Source organism: Solibacillus sp. FSL K6-4121, from assembly GCF_038002585.1.
GTDB lineage: Bacteria > Bacillota > Bacilli > Bacillales_A > Planococcaceae > Solibacillus > Solibacillus faecavium.
On the sequence record NZ_JBBOCS010000002.1, the window covers coordinates 451,709 to 469,386 of the forward strand.

Sequence of the window (17,678 nt, forward strand, 5' to 3'; positions counted from 1 at the left end):
AGTAGTTGCAAAATTATGAGTGGAGGGGGATATATGAAAGAAATAATCCATTTTCTTATGAAGGGATGGCTAAAAAGTAAGTATATTTTCCTGTTTCCGATTGCAATGGGGCTTCTTGTTTGTATACTGCTGGGCATTAATAGTACGCAGTCGGGTGCAACGAAGAACGAGTTGCAGGAAACATTCGACAATCGTGAAGAAACTGTTCGTCTTTTAATTTCCAGTATGCTAACGAAAGACCGCGTTATTGGTCTAACACCTGATGAACGGGAATCGTTGGACATTCTTTTGGTGAAAGAAGAGCATATAAAAGAGATATTGGCAAAGATTAATGAAGGGGATCTCCAGATTGCACAACAACAGCTTGCCTATATAAATGAGTACGAAACATATACCGCCACAACCAAATTTATACCTTACCTAAATCAAGATACATTAAAGTTTGAGCGACTTATGGCCGAACATTTACTTGAATATGATCTCCCATATACAGAGCAGATCACTCCCTATAAAACGGCCCTCTTTACAAAGCAGTTATTCCAGATTTTTTTTAGCCCAATTACTATATTTATGCTCCTGCTTGTATTTTGTTTTAAATATATGGCTGACAAAGAAAAATGGCTATTTGATTTCTTTAAAATAAACTCATTATCCAATACATCCATTTATTACGGATACTTAGTTCCATTACTAAGTATCGTATTTATGTATATTTTAATAGCAAGTATTCTATCATTTTTACCTCCCTTATTAACTGGGAATGTCAATACAATCTTTTACCCGCTGGAAGTAGCCGTCGGTTCAGAAATGATTTTGGTACCTGTATGGAAGTGGCTAGTTTTTATTCCGATTGGCTGGGGGATTTTCATTTCATTTCTATTGCTTATAACAATTTGCCTGTTCAAGCAGCAAGCCAATTTAGGCGTCCTGTTCTTTGTCATTAGTATGCTGGTTTTCATCAGCTACATGATTTCATTAAAGACTGGATTCCAAATAGGCAACCCGATTCACTTGATTGCTTCATATGAACCGCACTTGTTGACTTCAAATCGTTTTGTTCTGTATTTACTTGGCATGCTATTGCTGCTCATTATTAGTAGTATCATTGCGTATGTTATTATTCGAACAAAAAATATCAAGTTTACAGTACCTCAACTTAATACAACAAAAAAGCAGTATCGATCAACACAGAAGTTTAAGCTTCTGCAATTCGAGCATTTAAAAAAGAATCGCAAAGGACATATTCTTTTTACTATCATTTTATTATTCGGAATGATTGGCGGCGTCGTTATTGCAGTGAATGAGCAGTATCAAACATTCCCTGACAAAGCATTAAAAGCGATTGAAAGTTATCAAAATCAAATTATTCAAGATCAGGCACATTGGAAAATGGTCGCGGAAGAATTTGAACTCGAACAGGCATTACAACAGCAAATGGCGGAGCAAGCCGGAGAAGAAATGGAAATACTGGATCAAAACCCGTTCCAATTGATGATAAAACAATTGGAAAATCGGTATGATGCAGTGGAAAGTTTAAAAGGCGAGATTAATTCCCCTGACTTTTCCGAAACTTTTCGTAAAGTTATGAAGTCGCTGGAGCCAGGTTCATATAAAGACAGTGAAAGCACAAGCACTTTGACAGATATGGCATCTGAAGAGCAGCAAATGATTCTGGAAGACAAGGGGATTACCCCATGGCCACTTGGACATAAATGGGTTTCTAATTTTCATGATCCGAGTCGTGCTGTTGATAATGACCATTTTAAAAGGTTAAAGCTTTTCCAGGAACAAAATACTAAATATGACAACAGCAGTTTGTTCACTGTCTACAAATTTATGGATTGGAATATGATGCTGTTTGTATTGCTTCTATTTGTATTACTGTTATGGACAACGATGGCTGAGGAGCGCAGCCCTAATCCAACGATTAACTTTTTAGCAACGAAGCCGATTCGACTTACATCTGTTTATATAACGAAATGGCTCTATAATTTCGTGATTGCCTGTAGTTTACTCCTTATTAGCAGTACGATCGTTTTCCTCGTTGCCATACTTATTGGGGGCTTTGGGGAAGCGAATTACCCGATTTTGATTTATGCGAGGGAAAGGATAGAGGGACATTTTTTCCTTTCAACAGCCGATAATGCGTATTTTTACTTTGATAGCCTGGCTGCACTTCTTGTGAAAAGCGGAATTCTTATTATCGCTCAAATTTACTTTTTGAATAGCCTGTTTAGTTTCATAGGAAAAATGATGAAAAACCATTACGCAGCTATTATTGTGACGTTCTTGATTGTCATTGCAGGCTATACTGCTGGAAACTATTATATTGAATTAACGAGCAGTTTTTATAATCCGTTTGTCTATTTTGATACTTGGAATGTGATAGATGGCTGGAAATCTATTGAAGCAAACAACGGGAAAGTAAATTTTCTAAGTGGCACAGTCATTTTATTCATTAGCGGAAGCTTCTTGTTCGTTATCGGTTTTTTATTTAGAAGGAGGGTGGCATCTTAATGGTATTGCACGTACATCAGCTCGAAAAAAAGTATAAAAATAAATCGGTTCTCGAAAATATTAATTTTTCGATTGGAGGCGGGGAAATTATCGGCCTTGTAGGACCAAATGGGGCAGGGAAATCAACGTTAATGCGCTCAGTATTAGGGCTGGAAGAAATAAATGGCGGCTCAGTTCAAATAAATAACATTTCTCATAATAGCCCTGAATTTTTTAAATATATCTCTTTTTTACCGAGTGATAATTACTTGTATATGCAACTAACAGGTTATGATCATCTGTCGTTTATTGCCAATGTCTATAAAATTCCCCCTAATGATATCGAGGATATTATAGATCTAGTCGGAATTCGCTCCTATGTGAATCAGCCTGTGAAATCCTATTCTTACGGGATGCGCCAACATTTATTTATTGCGGTAAGTATTTTGACAAAGCCGCTCATTATTTTAATGGACGAACCGTTTAACGGATTGGACCCAACAAGCACTATTGAATTAAAACAATTGATCCGCACACTGCATGGACAGGGAATCAGCATTGTCATTTCCACACATAACCTCGATATACTAGAGGATTTGACTGATACAATCTGGTTTATTAAAGAGGGAAACCTTCATACGAATCAACTCGAATCAAAGGTTGATGTACCTTATGAGATTCAATGTGATCCTAATCATGACCTTGCTCATATAATGCAAGGTAGTGAACTTCCATTTCAAATAAATGAAAATCGACTGATTACAGATGCGGCATACTCGATTGAAATCTATCTGCAATGGTTACTTAAGCACAATATACAAATTCAGTCGGTAAATCCGTTAAAACGTAATTTGGAAGAGTTGTATCGTGATTTTTATGAAGTGTAGTTTCAAGGACAATGGGACATAACCCAAATATGCCATTACTCTCCTTGAAAGAAATAGCGTTTTTTTGCTGGTGAAAAAATTGATTTCCATTCCGGGACGCTTTCCGCAGGCACGGCTCCAGCGAACTAAATTGTGCCAAGAAGGCAGGCACAATTTAGTTCCACGCGTGCTTGTTCCTTGTGGAGTCACGGTCCCTCCATTCCAATCAGCTTATTCATCGCTTTAAGGTTGAAGCTGCACTTGCACTTTGCATATTATACATACAACGGTAAAAAACAAAAAAAGATAATTTTGGTTATTATATTTTAAAATATATAAAGGGTTTTTTTCGTGAAATTATTGAAAAAGTAGTTTGATATATAGAATTAAAATGTTTGGCTATGGTTTACAATTAACCGAACGCAGCAGGTTAGTTAAGTGTGAAAACTGTAGCAGTAGGGTGATGATTAATAAGGGGGGGGTATTAAATGGTAAGTGAAATAGGTAAACGAATATTAGTGGGAGTTATTGCAACATTCATATTTTGTGTTGCGCTTGCTATAATTGCATACACACCAGTTTCTAACAGAGAACCGAATACAGCATATATTTCTCTAACAGGACTTTTTATTATCTACGCTATATACTCTGGTCCTGTCTTTATTATTGCAGGTGTTATTTGGTCATTTGTAATAGATAAAATAAGCGTAAAACATGAAAATTACTCAAGAAGTAAAAAATACTTGAGTAAATTCATTTGTTATATTTTAGCGGGGATAGTTAGTACTTTAATTTTTTTGTTTATTATTACAACTGGTGATATCAGTTATAATTCGGATACGCTTGGTATTTTAGCTGTTGGAATAATTGCGTCACTCCTTTACTATCATTTGCAGCTTATGGGGCAGTATTTAGCCACTCAATATTAAAAGATTGCTATACTTGTCTGCATTGCGATTCTAAACTGAAGGAAGTGAAACTGTGAAGAAATTATTATTTACGTTTATTTTACTATTTGCATTTTTAATTGTAAGCGGATGTAACAATAACTCTGTAAATCAAATTAAAGCGGATTACATTAATATTGGCTATGGACAGAGCTGGTATGAGGGATTTAACAAAGTAGATAAAGAAACTGTTCAGTCACTTGTGAAGGCTTACAATCAAATAGAATATTAGTGGACAAACCAACCAACAAATTAATTATGAAAAGGCGATAACGATACAATTTATCTATGATGGACAAATTTCAGGCATTTTAGTATTAGATGATAAGGGGGTTTTTCATCTAAGAAATAGTTCGGGAAATTATCAAATTGAACCAAATAATGCTATTTATGAACAAACAATGGAAATATATAACGATGTCAAAAACAATATGAGCCTGTGACAAAACGAAAAACATCTATTTTCAAAGAAAAAATAGATGTTTTTCTGCTTCTGCCAGAATTGATTTCAGTTACGGGGACGCTTTCCGGGGGCACCGCCTTACACGAACGTCTTAGGTGTCGGTGCTTCTGCGGTTACTCGGCGCAAAATAAATTTCGCTGTTCCTCAGGAAGCTTTGCTTGTAGCCGTCAGCTACACTGGCCCTTCACTCCAATCAATATATAATATCAATTTCTTAATAAGAGTATTTCGCTTTTACAAAGGCCTCTACACCGGTATGTTCATATTGTTTCACCCAAGTTAATAGGTAACGATGGGATACCCCTATATCAGCCGCTACTTTCCTTGAACTTTCTTTTCCATTTACATATCTTTGAACCGCTGCTATACCAATATTTAACCCTGTAAATTCACCCAATCTTTTCTTAGTAACCCCATGTAATAAATATCGTGGAATTTCCCAAACCTAAATAGCTCTTCTTTTAAAGTCCCTTCTAAAGAAAATCCACATTTTTCATAAGAGGTTAATGCTCTTTTATTGAAACTAAATACCTGAAGCTTTATTTTATTTAAATTCATATAATTAAATATAAAGTTGATCAATATTTTCATAGAATCTGTTCCAAAGCCTTTTCCTTGGTAGTCGGGGCCAATAGAAACACCAACATGACAAGTACTGTTTTTCCAATTCACTGAGTATACAGATATTGTCCCAATAAAGATTTTTTTATCTTTCAACTCAATTCCGAATATATATTCATCCTTTTCAGGATTTACTTCACTTAGAAACTTTTCATGGTCACTTTTAGTTGGTGGAAATGGAATCTCATCATTCATTAACAATCTACTTTCCATAACATCTTCAATTGCATAGAAATTCTCATAATCATCTTTTGAAATTTTACGTAAAGTGATTCTCTCACCTGTTAAAAATTTTTCAATATAATGCTTCATCATTTTTCCCTCCAATTAATTAGCAGGGAACAGCAGTAAGGATTATTCTACTGAACCCTTGCGGAATTTTTGCTCTTGTTACTGTGAAAACGTCTAATGCAATACATGCCATCATGAGTTCAACTCCCTTTACTTATGATAGTTAAAGTGTATATAAAGTTAACAATTTTTTCAATTGAGTTATTTAGCAATTCTCAACCTTTAACTAAAGTTTGTTGAAAAATTAAATAGTTACAGTACTGCTTTATCAAAAATTACAAAAAATTCCTTAACAATATAGATGCTAAATTTAAACAGATACCTTAGAATTGATATTTCAAGCATTGTATTACAGTCAAATTTAATGATAGAATAAAAACCCCTAAACATAATGTATACTAAGTATATATTATGTTTAGGGGTTTTTTATAGATAGATCATATTTATTAATGTAATTTAAAGAAATTTACTTTTATGTATTATATACTTAGTATATAATGTTTTTGAAAGGATGGGAGGAATTAAAACATGATTAAGGTTAGCAATTTGAAAAAGGAATTTATACAGGGGCAAGAAAGAACGGAAGTCTTGAAGGGAATTGATTTGAACGTTGAAGAAGGCGAATTTGTAGCTATAATGGGTCCAAGTGGTTCTGGAAAGAGCACATTACTTCAACTTTTAGGGGGGCTTGATGTCCCTACTGAAGGAGAGATAGTAATAAATCAAAATAATTTAAGTAATATGACGGAAAAAGAAAGAACGATATTTCGTAGAAAGTATATGGGTTTTATATTCCAAAATTATCAGCTACTCCCTACATTAAGTGTAGAAGAAAATATAGCTTTCCCTCTTCATGCAGATGGCAGTTTAACTAAAAAGAAGAACCAAATTATTATAGAACTGCTTGATGCTGTCGGATTGAAAGGACTTGGTCGGAAACGTGCTAATTTATTGAGTGGCGGTCAACAACAACGAGTTGCTATAGCCAGGGCATTAGTTAATAACCCTTCCGTTCTATTAGCAGACGAACTAACAGGGAATTTAGATAGAGTTAAAGCCGAAGAAATACTCGTTTTATTATCTAGATTCAATCGAGAAAACAATCAAACAATCATTATGGTAACGCATGATATTTTCGCAGCTGGATTTGCTGATCGAATCATTCTATTTAAGGATGGTGTTATTGATCAAGTGATTTCTAGAAAGGATGACAATTATGCTAAATATGTGGCGAATTTCATGGCGTAATATAACACAAAATAAAAAAAGATTTTTTATTTCCCTACTTGGGATAATCTTAGGGATAGCTTTTGTAACATCTATGCTTATTGCAGATAAAACAACAAATGATGTTTTCAATTATTATGAAGAAATGTATGTAGCAAATGCGGACTATTGGATTCTAAGTGATGAGCATACTTACTCTGAGGATGTGGTTTCTTCAGTTTTAACTAGTCCAATTGCGACGAAAACTATGCTTGCACTTGATAAACAAGCTTTTTTTGAACTGGAGGGTGACCAATCTCTAAATCAAAGATCCGTCCGAATTACAGGCGTGAATGATCAAAACAGCTCTTTATTGAAACTTCCTGTAATTGAAGGAAGTTTGAATAATGAAGGTTTGGTAATACCAAAAGCTGTTGCAAATCTGTTAAATAAAAATGTAGGAGATACAATTAGGTTTACCGATTTGGGAGAAGCTAAGGTTTCCGCCATTGTTGAATATACACCGTTACTTGCAAGTCCGAATAACTGGGAACATGCTGAATCAACCAGCTTCCGAATCATGGCTCCATTAGAATTATTACAAGAATGGACTGCTATGGAGGACAAACTTTCCTATGTTAGATTTCAAACAAATGAAGATGGAGAGAAGCTTTTTCAATCTCTCCAAGAAGAATTACGTAATACAAATGCATATGTACAACCAGTTGTAGCGGATGATCGGCAAAGTAACGATATAGGAGGACTATACACATTCTTTTACTTAATTGCTGGGTTATCTATGTTTATTAGTGCATTTATTGTTTTTAATATGATTTATACAAGTGTTATGGAGAGAAAAAAGGAATTTGCAATCATGAAAAGTTTTGGATATCTACAAAGTTCTGTTTCCAGACTTATTCTTATTGAAGTACTACTGTTGGGGCTAATAGGTACAGTTGTTGGGGTGCCTATAGGAATTTGGCTTGGAGATTTGTTCATGCAAACTTTACTAAGCGTATTTGAATTTGACATGGTTTACACATTAAATTGGAAAATACCTGCATTAATAGCGGTAATAATCGGAATTTTATTTCCTGTTGTATCTTCATTATTTCCTATTTACAATGCGGGGAAAACCTCTGTGTTAGTGACATTAAAAACGGCAAATCAAACTCAATCATCGAGAAGCCTATACAAAGTTAGGGCAGTTCTGGGTGTTAGCTTGCTTGCTTTTGTATTTATCAATAATCCCATTTCTTATTTAGCGATTTTGGCAAGCATCATTTTGTTGTTTCCATTTTTGTTACTTGGTATGAGCAGAGTATTTAAACCTGTTTTAAAATTATTTTTCGGTTACTCTGGTAGTTTGGCAACGCAAAACCTTACAAAACAATTAAATCGAAATGCTAATACTGCTGCCATTCTTGCTGTGGGGATTGCAGTAATATTATTACTAAGTGCTGTTATTGAATCCGCACCTGAAAGTTATGAAAATGAAATCAGGAAGACGTATGGAGGAGACCTCAGAGTTTCATCAGAAGCACCTTGGTCTAATCTGGATAGAGAAAAATTATTATCGTATGACGCTGTTGTAAATGTGAATCCTTTAACGGAAGCTACGCCAATTACATGGGTAACTACTGATGGGGAGAAGAGACAGTTTTCTATCTTTGCTGTAGGTGAAGAAGGACCCACATTGTTTGAGAGTTCTAAAAAGGAGAATTTATATGATGAACTGGCAAAGGAACCTTCTGTTGTACTCGGCGAAAGGGCTTTTGATGAATGGGGTGGAAGTATAGGAGAATATATTTCCATTAATACACCTTCAGGTAAACAACAACTTGAAGTCCTTGAGGTAGTGAAGACATCGAATTACTCAGGCTATGTTGCATTTATGGATAAGAATCATTTAGATAATGAATTTGGTGGGGCGAATCATTTCGACATGTTAATAACTTTAAATGACGGATATAATGGTGAACGATTACGTAATGAGTTATGGTCGGATTTCAGTACTCATCTCTCAAAAGTAGAAACGGTGGAAGATAAAATTAAATCAACTACTTCAGCATTAATCGGTATGAATGAGTTGATTTTAATCATGTTAGTTTTAATCATTGGACTAGCTAGTATCGGTACAGCCAACACTTTATTAATGAATACGTTGGAGCGCACCAATGAGATAGGGACAATGCGAGCGCTTGGTTTTACAAAACAGCAAGTTAAAAAGATGATCATTGGCGAAGGCTTACTTATAGGATTGTCGGGGGTTATTGGTGGTATAATTTCAGGAGTAGTTTTACTTTATACAAGTAGCCAATCCGAACTGTTGGGAGGGTTTATATCTTTTCAATTACCTTTAGGGAATATTATTCTGGCACTAATTGCTGGTGTTTCTCTAAGTCTCCTTGCTTCTTGGATTTCCAGTACTACAGCTAGTAAAATAAATATTATATCATCACTAAAAGAAGGTTAAGCAATTATGTCGGTTAAGTACGGAATATTAACACTGCTGTTACTAAAAAAAAATCATGGATATGAATTAAAACTAGAGCTAGAATCCCTTTTGGGAATTAAAGAAAAAATTAATCCGGGTCAAATTTATACGACTCTAGACCGTCTAATACGTGATCAACTTGTCTTATCTGGAGGAATGGATGACCAAGAAAGAAAACTTTATGAAATCACTACGGAAGGTAAAAAAGAGTTGGAATATTGGTTATTGGAACCTGTACCCTATCATTCTACTAAAGAAGACTTTCATTTTAAATGGAGCTGTGCGCGTAAGATTAATTTCGAACAAGAAAAGAAAATGCTGGATGAACAAAAAGCGATGATAGTGAAAGATGTCATGGAATTGACTAAGTTTAAAACGGAATTTCTTCTTCAAGGTGACGAGAATAGGTATTTATTAATCACAGGTACCCTCTTACATTTAGAAGCAGATTTAAACTGGATTAATCAAGTTGAAAATCGAAATAGACCATAATTCTAGGCAAAGGTTTTTCTTTAAAAACCTTTGCCGCTATTCAATTCTTATGAAGGGGAGTGAGAACGATTGGATGTTATACTCGATTACAATTGGGAATTGTTTATCTTTTTAGAGGTATTGTCATTGGGGTGCCTGATCTTATTCGGTATATTTCGCTATTTTTTAAAAAAACCTCGATTTAGCATAATGTTTATTTTGTTATTTCTGTTTTTGTTGATAATTGAGGGATTACTCGGACTGTATGTCTATCGTCAAACAGGAGAAATATCAACTTTTCAAATCGTTATTATCATATTCATCATTTATGCTTTTACATTTGGTATACTCGATTTTATCAAATTGGATCGTTGGATGCGTAAAAAAATTGGGAAGTTACGTGGCGTTGAATTATTAACTGATAAAGATTATGAAATTATTGAAAAAAATAATAATCCTAAATATATTGCAAAGAAATATCGCGTATCATCTTATATTCATTTAGTTTTGTTCATCACAGTCCAAGCTATTCTGTGGGAATTTGGTACAGAAAGTTTGGCAGAAATAAAGATGTACTTAAGTGACTTTTCGTGGCTAGGAAATGGAAATGCTGAAGGGTCACCTTATCCAAATGATGCTGCGTTTGCAATAGGTGTAATTTGGGGAATTGTATTTATTGCTGATTTTATTAATTCATGGTCTTATACATTTTTTCCTAAAAATAGGTAGAAGTAAGTTTGAACTTAAAAATTATACATTTCTACTATCCTAGCCTATTCTTTTTTGGACATTATTAGAAATAAAGCTTTTAGCTATAGTCCTTGTTTTGTTTTTGTAGGAGAACAAAGCCCAAAGCGGGAGGCGTTCCGCAGACCAGCTTGCTGGGTGAGGACCTTAAAACGTGGTTAATGAGGTATATATGGGTTGGAGTAGCCAATTTAATTTGATGATGCATTAATCTTTGTGATGTGAAAAGAATCCTTTTGGACGATTAAGTTTATGAAGCAATGTACTTAACTAACGGGGAGGTTAGTGGCTAAATATGATAAAGTATCCATTCTTAGATAAAGACACAACGATAGGGGTAACTGCACCATCATCTGGAGTACCAAGTGAATTACATGGATTGTTAATTTCTGCATTTAAAAGTATGGAAAAGAAAGGTTTTAATATAATTAGTGATGAAACTGCTTGGACTCAGGATAAGGCAAAGTCTGCGTCTGCTAAAAAGCGTGCGGAAGAGTTTAATAAAATGATGCTTAATGGGGAAATACAACTAATTATTCCTCCTTGGGGTGGACAACTACTTATTGAGACGCTTGAGTATATTGACTTTGAAAATATACAAAATAAATGGGTATTAGGTTATTCTGATATTAGTCTGCTACTGTTAGCAATCACATTGAAAACTGGTGTTGCTACGGCCCACGGAACAAATTTAATAGATTTAAGAGGAGAGTATTCTGATGATACGACAGCAATGTGGCAATCTGTTTTATCCACCAAAATGGGTGAAGCAATTCTCCAAAAATCATCAGAAAAATATCAGAAGGAATGGCAACATGATAACCCTACTCCTTATATTTTCAATCTAACAGAACGAACTTACTGGAAATCAATTGAAAACGAAAAAGTTAAGGTGCAGGGGCGATTACTTGGAGGATGTATTGACACAATTAGGCATTTAGTTGGTACACCATATGGCGATGTACAGAACTTTAAAAAGAATTATATAGAAGGAGATTCTATCATTTGGTATTTCGAAAATTGTGAGTTATCAACCACTGACTTACGTAGATCCCTCGTACAAATGAAATTTGCTGGTTGGTTTGAGAATTGTACTGGTATTATGTTTGGTAGAAGTCCAGCAAATACACCTGTTACAAATTATACAGTGGAAGATGTCTATAAAGAACTTTCAAACGAGCTTCAAATTCCTATTTTATACGATATTGATTGCGGTCATGTTCCACCACAAATCACTTTCATAAATGGTGCATATGCTGAAGTTGAATCATATAATGGTCAAGGTATTGTATTACAAACTTTTAAATAATATTGTGCGAGATATTATTTAAACAATGTTAAGCTAATAGGGCTTTAGTCTATTAACGATCTACCACAATCGCGCACAATTGTGGAAGATCGTTTGTCTTAATAAAAGGCAACCCCCAGTATAAAACTGACAGCTGCCTTCCTATGTTTTTTTACCCTCCTAATTTCTGAACACAAGCTGGAAACGTATTAACTTTATTTACAGCAGGAAGAATCGCTTTCACAATTACAACAACAATCACATCAAATTTAGCGTCAAACAGCTGATTATCAGCACTATTATCAATAAAACCAACTTCCATAAGCGATGCGGGAGCCCTTGTATTTTTTAGTACATAAAATTGAGCTTCTTTCACACCTCGATTTCTAAATCCAACGCTCACTAAAGCATTTGGGATCTTATCTGCAGGATGCTTTGGGAACTAAATAATGGTATTGAGCGTTTTTAATAGACTGAACATGTATTTAAAGACATATTAACGAGAGGAGGGACTTATGAGAAAAAACCATTACATTATTGTTATTGTTGTTATTATCCTAGGCTGATTACTACTTTTTTGGGGAAGTCAAGCAGGCGAAAATTCAATTTCTGCTAATGAAATATACATAATGATAGAACAAGGAGAAACACAAATCGATTTAACAAAACTAACTGATTTAGAATGGACCCAAGTTGATGTGTTTGGACCGTATACAACAGATGAAATGATAGAAGATTCAATGGATATTCAATTTAATTTTCTATTTGGAGGAATTGATGTACTCGAAACTGATTTCTTGTTAGTATTTGCCAATGAAAAAAAACCAGTGGGGAAAATATACCTCTCTAGAAAATATGGAGATTATACAGTAAAAAACAATAAAATTCTGATTGTTGAATAGTAATTTATTTTTACATAAATATAAATTTTCTATAAAAATAACGTTCCCAAATGCAAGTTTGGCAAGAAGTGAAAAGGGCAGAAATGTTGTTAAATCAATATTTCTGCCCTTTTCTATCGGCATATTACTTATGCATAGTTATATGCATTTTTCATAAAAGCCAGTGCTAGTAATGATTTGAGGGTACTTTTTGATGTGTTGCGTCATTGGTTTTCTTGTATAAAATCATGCATATCATTATCGGAGTAAATTTGTATTTTCGAAGTAACCCCAATTAGAGTAAAATATAATGCTCAGAAATTATCGGAGCATTCTTAATCGCCTTTTATATAGAGAATTTACTGTCTAAATATAATGCTAATTAGCGTGTCATTTACATTGTTTTTAATACTTATCTTCTTATCAAGCGAACCCGTTATACTTATGTCCTAGCCTCTTTTTAAAATTTTTATCAACAATAAAAGATTAAATTGTTAACGACCCTCTGAATCCTCGCGCACTATAGTAAGAGTCTGCACCATTATGATACATGAAGACCGTATCATATCGACGATCGCAGAAAATCGCTCCTCCAAGTTTACGTATTTCCGGTGGTGTCAAAACCCAGCTAGAAGTTTTCAAATCAAATTTTCCAAGCTGCTGTAATGAGCGATATTCGACTTCTGATAAAATTTCGATGCCCATCGTTGCCGCCATATTCATTGCACTGTCTTCCGGCTTGTTTTTCTTTCTCGCATCCAATGCCTCCTGGTCATAACAAATACTTCTGCGACCTTTAGGGCTTTCAGGTGAGCAGTCCATAAAAGTATACGTGTCCGTTTCATAATGATAGGCAACGACATCAGGCTCACCTTCTGTACGTTCCATTTCATGAAGAGACCAAAGCTTTTCGGGATTTGCTTCAATTTTTACCTGCACATTTTCCCAATCCATATTCGGGTGACGCTCCATATGCTGTTCAAAGCGTGCTTTCAAAGTTGCAATTAATTTAATTTGTTGTTTGTTTGGTAACGTTTTTTTAGTTGCCATAAAAGAGAACACCTCGTTAAGTAGTTGATTGAGTTAATGATACTGTACATATGATAAAAATGTAAATATTTACAGCTAACGGTGCTGTAATAATGGTAAAATTTGAGGAAAGGGGCTAGGTGTCCCGAAGGCAATGCGCTACTATAGCATAAAAATGCGATAATGTTTCAACTTCTAAATATCATAAAAAGGGGTACTTACTTTGGAATATAAAATTTTTCAAGAAACCGATTTAGTTAAATGTACTGAAACGTTTATTAAAGTGTTTAATGATGAGCCGTGGAATGATGAATGGACATTTCCGAATGCTCAAAAGTACTTATTAGATTTTTATCATACGCCTGGATTTTTTGGGGTTATCGCACTAGAAAATGAAGAAGTAATCGGTTTTATAATGGGCGTACAAAGAAAATGGTGGAGTGGGGATGAATTTTATATCCATGAAATGTGTGTGGACTCCGAACATCAAAATAGGGGAATTGGTAAAGCATTGCTGGATTATTTAATTAACTCTCTAGAAAATAAGATAAGCAACATTACGCTTCTAACTGACAGAGGAATTCCAGCTGAAGCATTTTATAAGAAAAACGGGTTTGAAGAAATTGAACGTCTTGTCTTCTTAAGCAAAAATCTTGAATCATAGATGGGGGTGTAAATAATTGAAAAGAATCTTAATAGGCTTAAGTTTTATGTTTATGCTCGTTGGCTGTTCGAATAAGAATGAGGAAAATTCTCCAAATAGTGACAAAGTAGAAGAAGTAAATGCTTCAACTCAGCTTCTGGAAGATAACACTGCCCAAATCGACAAATTAGAACTACAAAACGAAGAATTGCAGGCTACTTTAGATAATCTTCAAACGGATTTTAGCTATAAAGAAGAGGAAGCGGCGTATTATAAACAATTGATTGCTGACCTTATTAAAGATTATAGTGACGCCCAATTAAAAGATTTAGCAATAAATTTATGGGATTACGAATTGCAAATTAACGGGGTACTGGTTCCAGTGAATGGTTTAGTTGATATTCAAGATCAGTCGATTGAAATTTCTTTGATAGAAAGACAAACAGAATATCCGATTTTGCCATCGGAAATATTTATGCAAGGGCAAATTAGCGGGGATTATATAGATCATATAAAAGTGAATTCAAATCCCTCTGAAACCTACGTCACTGATGGCACGGTTGTGACTGCTGTACATCATAAATATGAAAATGTAGAAAAAGGTTCAACTATTTCATTTACGATAACGGAAGAATTAAAAGAACGATTGGGACTGGAAACTACCGAAATAACGATTAATAAGAAATAATATTGATTTCGAAACATTATTTGGAGAACAGCTACTTGAATCCCTAATGAGATATTTGGATCGTGAAATTAAATTAAATCAAGATATATACCCCTGTCCTTTAACTGGAACAGGGGTATAGTCATTTTACACAAAACTAATATTTAATTTGTTAAAAGCATATTCGCAACTTCAATAAAAGTTTGTAAACTCACATTTTCTTCTGAGATAACAGGATTTCGAATTGAGATTAAATAATTTTCTTCTGGTGTTTGCTGAACAAATACTAATTTTCGTTGTTCTTCACTATAATAAGCATTTGTGGTCAAAACATTATCCAGTTTGACAAAACTAGACAGGTCTTCGCTTGTTTTTAATCGCTTGTTAATACTATCAATTGTAATATCAAATGCTTTACTGAAAGGAAATTCATTCGTTTCATACCATAAAGATATCGAGTGAACGGAAGATAATAACTCTCCTTCTAATACTGCGTAATGTTGATTTTGTTTCAGTGCTTGTTGTTTTAACTGCTCTATAATTTCCATCATTTCCTCGTAAGATTTTTCAGGGGTATTGTAAATTAAGCTTCCTTCTTTGAATTCGTATTGTTCTAATAAAGTTTTTGGAAATGTCCATCTAGTTGTTAAGTCAACAGGTAGATTATCGAATGAGCGAAACGTATCAAAATTATACAGAGAGAATATATCTGGCTCACCATATTGCTCAAATGCTTCTACATCTAAAAAGTATAAAAATTTCCCTGGTTCAATTGTTTTCCTTAATTGATCCATTAGTTCTCTATTTTTCATATTAATGTCATTCGCTTGATTGTGAGGAATCATTTCTTCATCTGTCATTGTTTCTAACTCAATTACAGAAGATGCATCCTTATTAAAAAACGCCAATCCATTGAAATTCATTGCACCGACTGTTGCGACAGAAAGAAATAACCCGAAACAAATCATAGCAAACATTGGAAACCGTCTCATCTTTTTATCTTTATGAGATGAGATTCTTTGGATAACTTGCTGTTTGTTTGGACTTTCGATTTGCTCGTATTGTTCCTTCAACTTTTTCTCAAACATATCGAAATCTTTCATATACCCAACCCCTTTCTATAATAAATTTTTCACTTTTATTTTTAATCTTTCGTAGCGTTTTCGAATTGTTGCTGGTGGTTTTTCAAAAATCTGACCAATTTCCTCAAAACTATAATTTTCAATAACACGTAATAGCAGGAGCGATCGTTCTTCAGGCTTTAAATGGACAAGTATTGATTCAAGCTGATCATCATTGTCGTGATCAAAGACTGCTGTCTTTGCTTCCTGCTCAATAAAGGGAATGAAAGACTTTAATTTTTTTCGCTTTATTTTATTAAGACAATGAAAATACGAAATTTTATAAAGCCAGGCATTCGGATTTTCAATCGAGGCTAGTTTGCCGTGCTTCATCGCCTTTATAAAAACTTCCTGTACGGCATCTTCAGCGTCATATGTATTTCGTAAGAGGCTGAAGCAATATTTATAAATTTTGTCATAGTACGCTTCAATGAGTTCATCCATCGCATGTGTAAATGATTGTTTATTGGCGATAGTCATCATTTTGTGTTGCATTAAACCACTCCTTTCGTAAATATTAGACAATTTAGAGGTTGGAAATGTGACATGATTTGGAAAATATGTATATAGAAAAAATAATGATTCAGTGATAAAATCAAAATCACTATTAAATTAGAAAATTATGTTAATAAAGAATAATTCAAATTCTCTTAAAAATAAAGGGGGGCAATCGCTTGAACAATATCATTGAAAACAATAAAAAAAGCTGGGATATCGTAGCGAAGCATTTTGCAGGGGGAGACGCGTTGCCGAGCTACGGGCCTTTAGCTCAAACAGAGGAAGAGCTGCATTTAATCGGGTCTGTTGCAGGGAAGAAGGTGCTGGAAATCGGATTTGGCAGTGGCCACTCTCTTTTATATATGAATCACAATGGAGCTAAGGAGCTTTGGGGTGTTGATTTTTCGAGTGCACAAAAAGAACTGGCTCAAACGACGTTAAATGGCATTGAGGCGAACTTACATACAGCGCCAATGGAACAGGAAATTGGCTTGCCGAAAAACTATTTTGATCTCGTGTATTCGATTTATGCAATCGGCTGGTCGAGTGATTTGTCAGCAACGTTTCAGCTCATACATAGCTACTTAAAAGAGGGTGGCGAGTTTGTTTTCAGTTGGGAGCACCCTTTTTATAGTCAAATTAAATGCCGAGATCATCAGTTTTTATTAACCGATTCTTATCAGCGTGAAGGATATATTGAAACGACGACATTTAAAGGGGAAGATGCGCCAATGCAAATACCTAAATATAAAATGGCGACCTTTATTAATGCACTGTTACGGGCGAACTTTGAAATTGTAGAGATTGTTGAAAGTGATATACCTGAACACGCAAAAAATGAAGAAGTAACGTATTCCGAGAGATATTATTCACTGCATAAAGCCAGTCACTTTCCTACAACGTTTATCGTAAAGGCTAGAAAACGCAGTTAATCAAATAGGGGGTA

19 protein-coding genes are annotated in these 17,678 nt (G+C 34.5%); 13 read left to right on the plus strand and 6 right to left on the minus strand.

What is annotated here, in order from left to right; all coding sequences use genetic code 11:
* Positions 1–33 precede the first annotated feature (33 nt).
* The 4 genes from MHH95_RS11695 to MHH95_RS11710 all read left to right on the plus strand — a co-directional run bounded on the left by MHH95_RS11695 (position 34) and on the right by MHH95_RS11710 (position 4,541).
* On the plus strand, positions 34–2,517 hold the full coding sequence (locus tag MHH95_RS11695) for a hypothetical protein (protein WP_340727699.1): 2,484 nt from the start codon (positions 34–36) through the stop codon (positions 2,515–2,517).
* Positions 2,517–3,383 carry an ABC transporter ATP-binding protein gene (locus MHH95_RS11700; protein ID WP_340727700.1) on the plus strand — a complete coding sequence of 289 codons (867 nt, stop codon included), beginning with the start codon at positions 2,517–2,519 and terminating at the stop codon, positions 3,381–3,383. Before MHH95_RS11695 ends, MHH95_RS11700 begins: the two co-directional genes overlap by 1 nt.
* A 467-nt stretch (positions 3,384–3,850) precedes the next feature.
* Positions 3,851–4,291, plus strand: coding sequence for a hypothetical protein (locus MHH95_RS11705; RefSeq protein ID WP_340727701.1), 441 nt, complete (start codon positions 3,851–3,853; stop codon positions 4,289–4,291).
* A 52-nt stretch (positions 4,292–4,343) separates the two neighbouring features.
* On the plus strand, positions 4,344–4,541 hold the full coding sequence (locus tag MHH95_RS11710) for a hypothetical protein (RefSeq protein WP_340727702.1): 198 nt from the start codon (positions 4,344–4,346) through the stop codon (positions 4,539–4,541).
* Between the two features lie 445 nt (positions 4,542–4,986).
* On the opposite strand, the gene MHH95_RS11715 is transcribed toward MHH95_RS11710, so the two are convergent.
* Positions 4,987–5,169 (minus strand): transposase, encoded by a 183-nt coding sequence (locus MHH95_RS11715; RefSeq protein ID WP_340727703.1) that lies wholly within the window; start codon positions 5,167–5,169, stop codon positions 4,987–4,989.
* Positions 5,148–5,705: a GNAT family N-acetyltransferase gene (locus MHH95_RS11720; protein ID WP_445683009.1), complete on the minus strand. Its 558-nt coding sequence runs from the start codon at positions 5,703–5,705 to the stop codon at positions 5,148–5,150. Before MHH95_RS11720 ends, MHH95_RS11715 begins: the two co-directional genes overlap by 22 nt.
* Before the next feature lie 507 nt (positions 5,706–6,212).
* Between MHH95_RS11720 and MHH95_RS11725 the strand changes: the two genes are divergently transcribed.
* The 5 genes from MHH95_RS11725 (at position 6,213) to MHH95_RS11745 (ending at position 11,914) form a co-directional block, all read left to right on the plus strand.
* Positions 6,213–6,932 carry an ABC transporter ATP-binding protein gene (locus MHH95_RS11725; protein ID WP_340727705.1) on the plus strand — a complete coding sequence of 240 codons (720 nt, stop codon included), beginning with the start codon at positions 6,213–6,215 and terminating at the stop codon, positions 6,930–6,932.
* On the plus strand, positions 6,901–9,366 hold the full coding sequence (locus MHH95_RS11730) for an FtsX-like permease family protein (protein WP_340728752.1): 2,466 nt from the start codon (positions 6,901–6,903) through the stop codon (positions 9,364–9,366). The genes MHH95_RS11725 and MHH95_RS11730 overlap by 32 nt, the downstream gene beginning before the upstream one ends.
* 6 nt (positions 9,367–9,372) lie before the next feature.
* Positions 9,373–9,879, plus strand: coding sequence for a PadR family transcriptional regulator (locus MHH95_RS11735; RefSeq protein ID WP_340727706.1), 507 nt, complete (start codon positions 9,373–9,375; stop codon positions 9,877–9,879).
* Between the two features lie 69 nt (positions 9,880–9,948).
* Positions 9,949–10,587 (plus strand): hypothetical protein, encoded by a 639-nt coding sequence (locus MHH95_RS11740; protein ID WP_340727707.1) that lies wholly within the window; start codon positions 9,949–9,951, stop codon positions 10,585–10,587.
* Positions 10,588–10,900: 313 nt separating this feature from the next.
* Complete coding sequence (locus MHH95_RS11745) at positions 10,901–11,914, plus strand: S66 family peptidase (protein ID WP_340727708.1); 1,014 nt, start codon at positions 10,901–10,903, stop codon at positions 11,912–11,914.
* A 151-nt stretch (positions 11,915–12,065) separates the two neighbouring features.
* Here the strand turns inward: MHH95_RS11745 and MHH95_RS11750 are convergent, their stop codons facing one another.
* On the minus strand, positions 12,066–12,311 hold the full coding sequence (locus MHH95_RS11750) for an N-acetylmuramoyl-L-alanine amidase (RefSeq protein ID WP_340728753.1): 246 nt from the start codon (positions 12,309–12,311) through the stop codon (positions 12,066–12,068).
* 211 nt (positions 12,312–12,522) lie between these two features.
* Between MHH95_RS11750 and MHH95_RS11755 the strand changes: the two genes are divergently transcribed.
* Positions 12,523–12,795 carry a hypothetical protein gene (locus MHH95_RS11755; protein ID WP_340727709.1) on the plus strand — a complete coding sequence of 91 codons (273 nt, stop codon included), beginning with the start codon at positions 12,523–12,525 and terminating at the stop codon, positions 12,793–12,795.
* Between the two features lie 465 nt (positions 12,796–13,260).
* Here the strand turns inward: MHH95_RS11755 and MHH95_RS11760 are convergent, their stop codons facing one another.
* Positions 13,261–13,824, minus strand: a complete 564-nt coding sequence (locus tag MHH95_RS11760) for a DUF4256 domain-containing protein (protein ID WP_340727710.1) — start codon at positions 13,822–13,824, stop codon at positions 13,261–13,263.
* Between the two features lie 202 nt (positions 13,825–14,026).
* On the opposite strand from MHH95_RS11760, the gene MHH95_RS11765 reads away from it, so the two are divergent.
* Together MHH95_RS11765 and MHH95_RS11770 are read left to right on the plus strand one after the other, a co-directional pair.
* On the plus strand, positions 14,027–14,467 hold the full coding sequence (locus MHH95_RS11765; RefSeq protein ID WP_340727711.1) for a GNAT family N-acetyltransferase: 441 nt from the start codon (positions 14,027–14,029) through the stop codon (positions 14,465–14,467).
* A 16-nt stretch (positions 14,468–14,483) separates the two neighbouring features.
* Entirely contained in the window at positions 14,484–15,134 is a 651-nt protein-coding gene (locus MHH95_RS11770) for a hypothetical protein (RefSeq protein WP_340727712.1), read from the plus strand.
* A 143-nt stretch (positions 15,135–15,277) separates the two neighbouring features.
* On the opposite strand, the gene MHH95_RS11775 is transcribed toward MHH95_RS11770, so the two are convergent.
* Complete coding sequence (locus MHH95_RS11775; RefSeq protein WP_340727713.1) at positions 15,278–16,216, minus strand: hypothetical protein; 939 nt, start codon at positions 16,214–16,216, stop codon at positions 15,278–15,280.
* A 15-nt stretch (positions 16,217–16,231) separates the two neighbouring features.
* Positions 16,232–16,729, minus strand: a complete 498-nt coding sequence (locus tag MHH95_RS11780; RefSeq protein ID WP_340727714.1) for an RNA polymerase sigma factor — start codon at positions 16,727–16,729, stop codon at positions 16,232–16,234.
* A 179-nt stretch (positions 16,730–16,908) separates the two neighbouring features.
* Between MHH95_RS11780 and MHH95_RS11785 the strand changes: the two genes are divergently transcribed.
* Complete coding sequence (locus tag MHH95_RS11785; RefSeq protein WP_340727715.1) at positions 16,909–17,664, plus strand: class I SAM-dependent methyltransferase; 756 nt, start codon at positions 16,909–16,911, stop codon at positions 17,662–17,664.
* Positions 17,665–17,678 lie beyond the last annotated feature (14 nt).

Coding starts and splice junctions, on each gene's coding strand:
- MHH95_RS11745 (WP_340727708.1), top strand. CDS start 10,901: ATGATAAAGTATCCATTCTTAGATAAAGACACAACGATAGGGGTAACT.
- MHH95_RS11700 (WP_340727700.1), top strand. CDS start 2,517: ATGGTATTGCACGTACATCAGCTCGAAAAAAAGTATAAAAATAAATCG.
- MHH95_RS11725 (WP_340727705.1), top strand. CDS start 6,213: ATGATTAAGGTTAGCAATTTGAAAAAGGAATTTATACAGGGGCAAGAA.
- MHH95_RS11695 (WP_340727699.1), top strand. CDS start 34: ATGAAAGAAATAATCCATTTTCTTATGAAGGGATGGCTAAAAAGTAAG.
- MHH95_RS11705 (WP_340727701.1), top strand. CDS start 3,851: ATGGTAAGTGAAATAGGTAAACGAATATTAGTGGGAGTTATTGCAACA.
- MHH95_RS11730 (WP_340728752.1), top strand. CDS start 6,901: ATGCTAAATATGTGGCGAATTTCATGGCGTAATATAACACAAAATAAA.
- MHH95_RS11760 (WP_340727710.1), bottom strand. CDS start 13,824: ATGGCAACTAAAAAAACGTTACCAAACAAACAACAAATTAAATTAATT.
- MHH95_RS11735 (WP_340727706.1), top strand. CDS start 9,373: ATGTCGGTTAAGTACGGAATATTAACACTGCTGTTACTAAAAAAAAAT.
- MHH95_RS11720 (WP_445683009.1), bottom strand. CDS start 5,705: ATGAAGCATTATATTGAAAAATTTTTAACAGGTGAGAGAATCACTTTA.
- MHH95_RS11780 (WP_340727714.1), bottom strand. CDS start 16,729: ATGCAACACAAAATGATGACTATCGCCAATAAACAATCATTTACACAT.
- MHH95_RS11755 (WP_340727709.1), top strand. CDS start 12,523: ATGATAGAACAAGGAGAAACACAAATCGATTTAACAAAACTAACTGAT.
- MHH95_RS11775 (WP_340727713.1), bottom strand. CDS start 16,216: ATGAAAGATTTCGATATGTTTGAGAAAAAGTTGAAGGAACAATACGAG.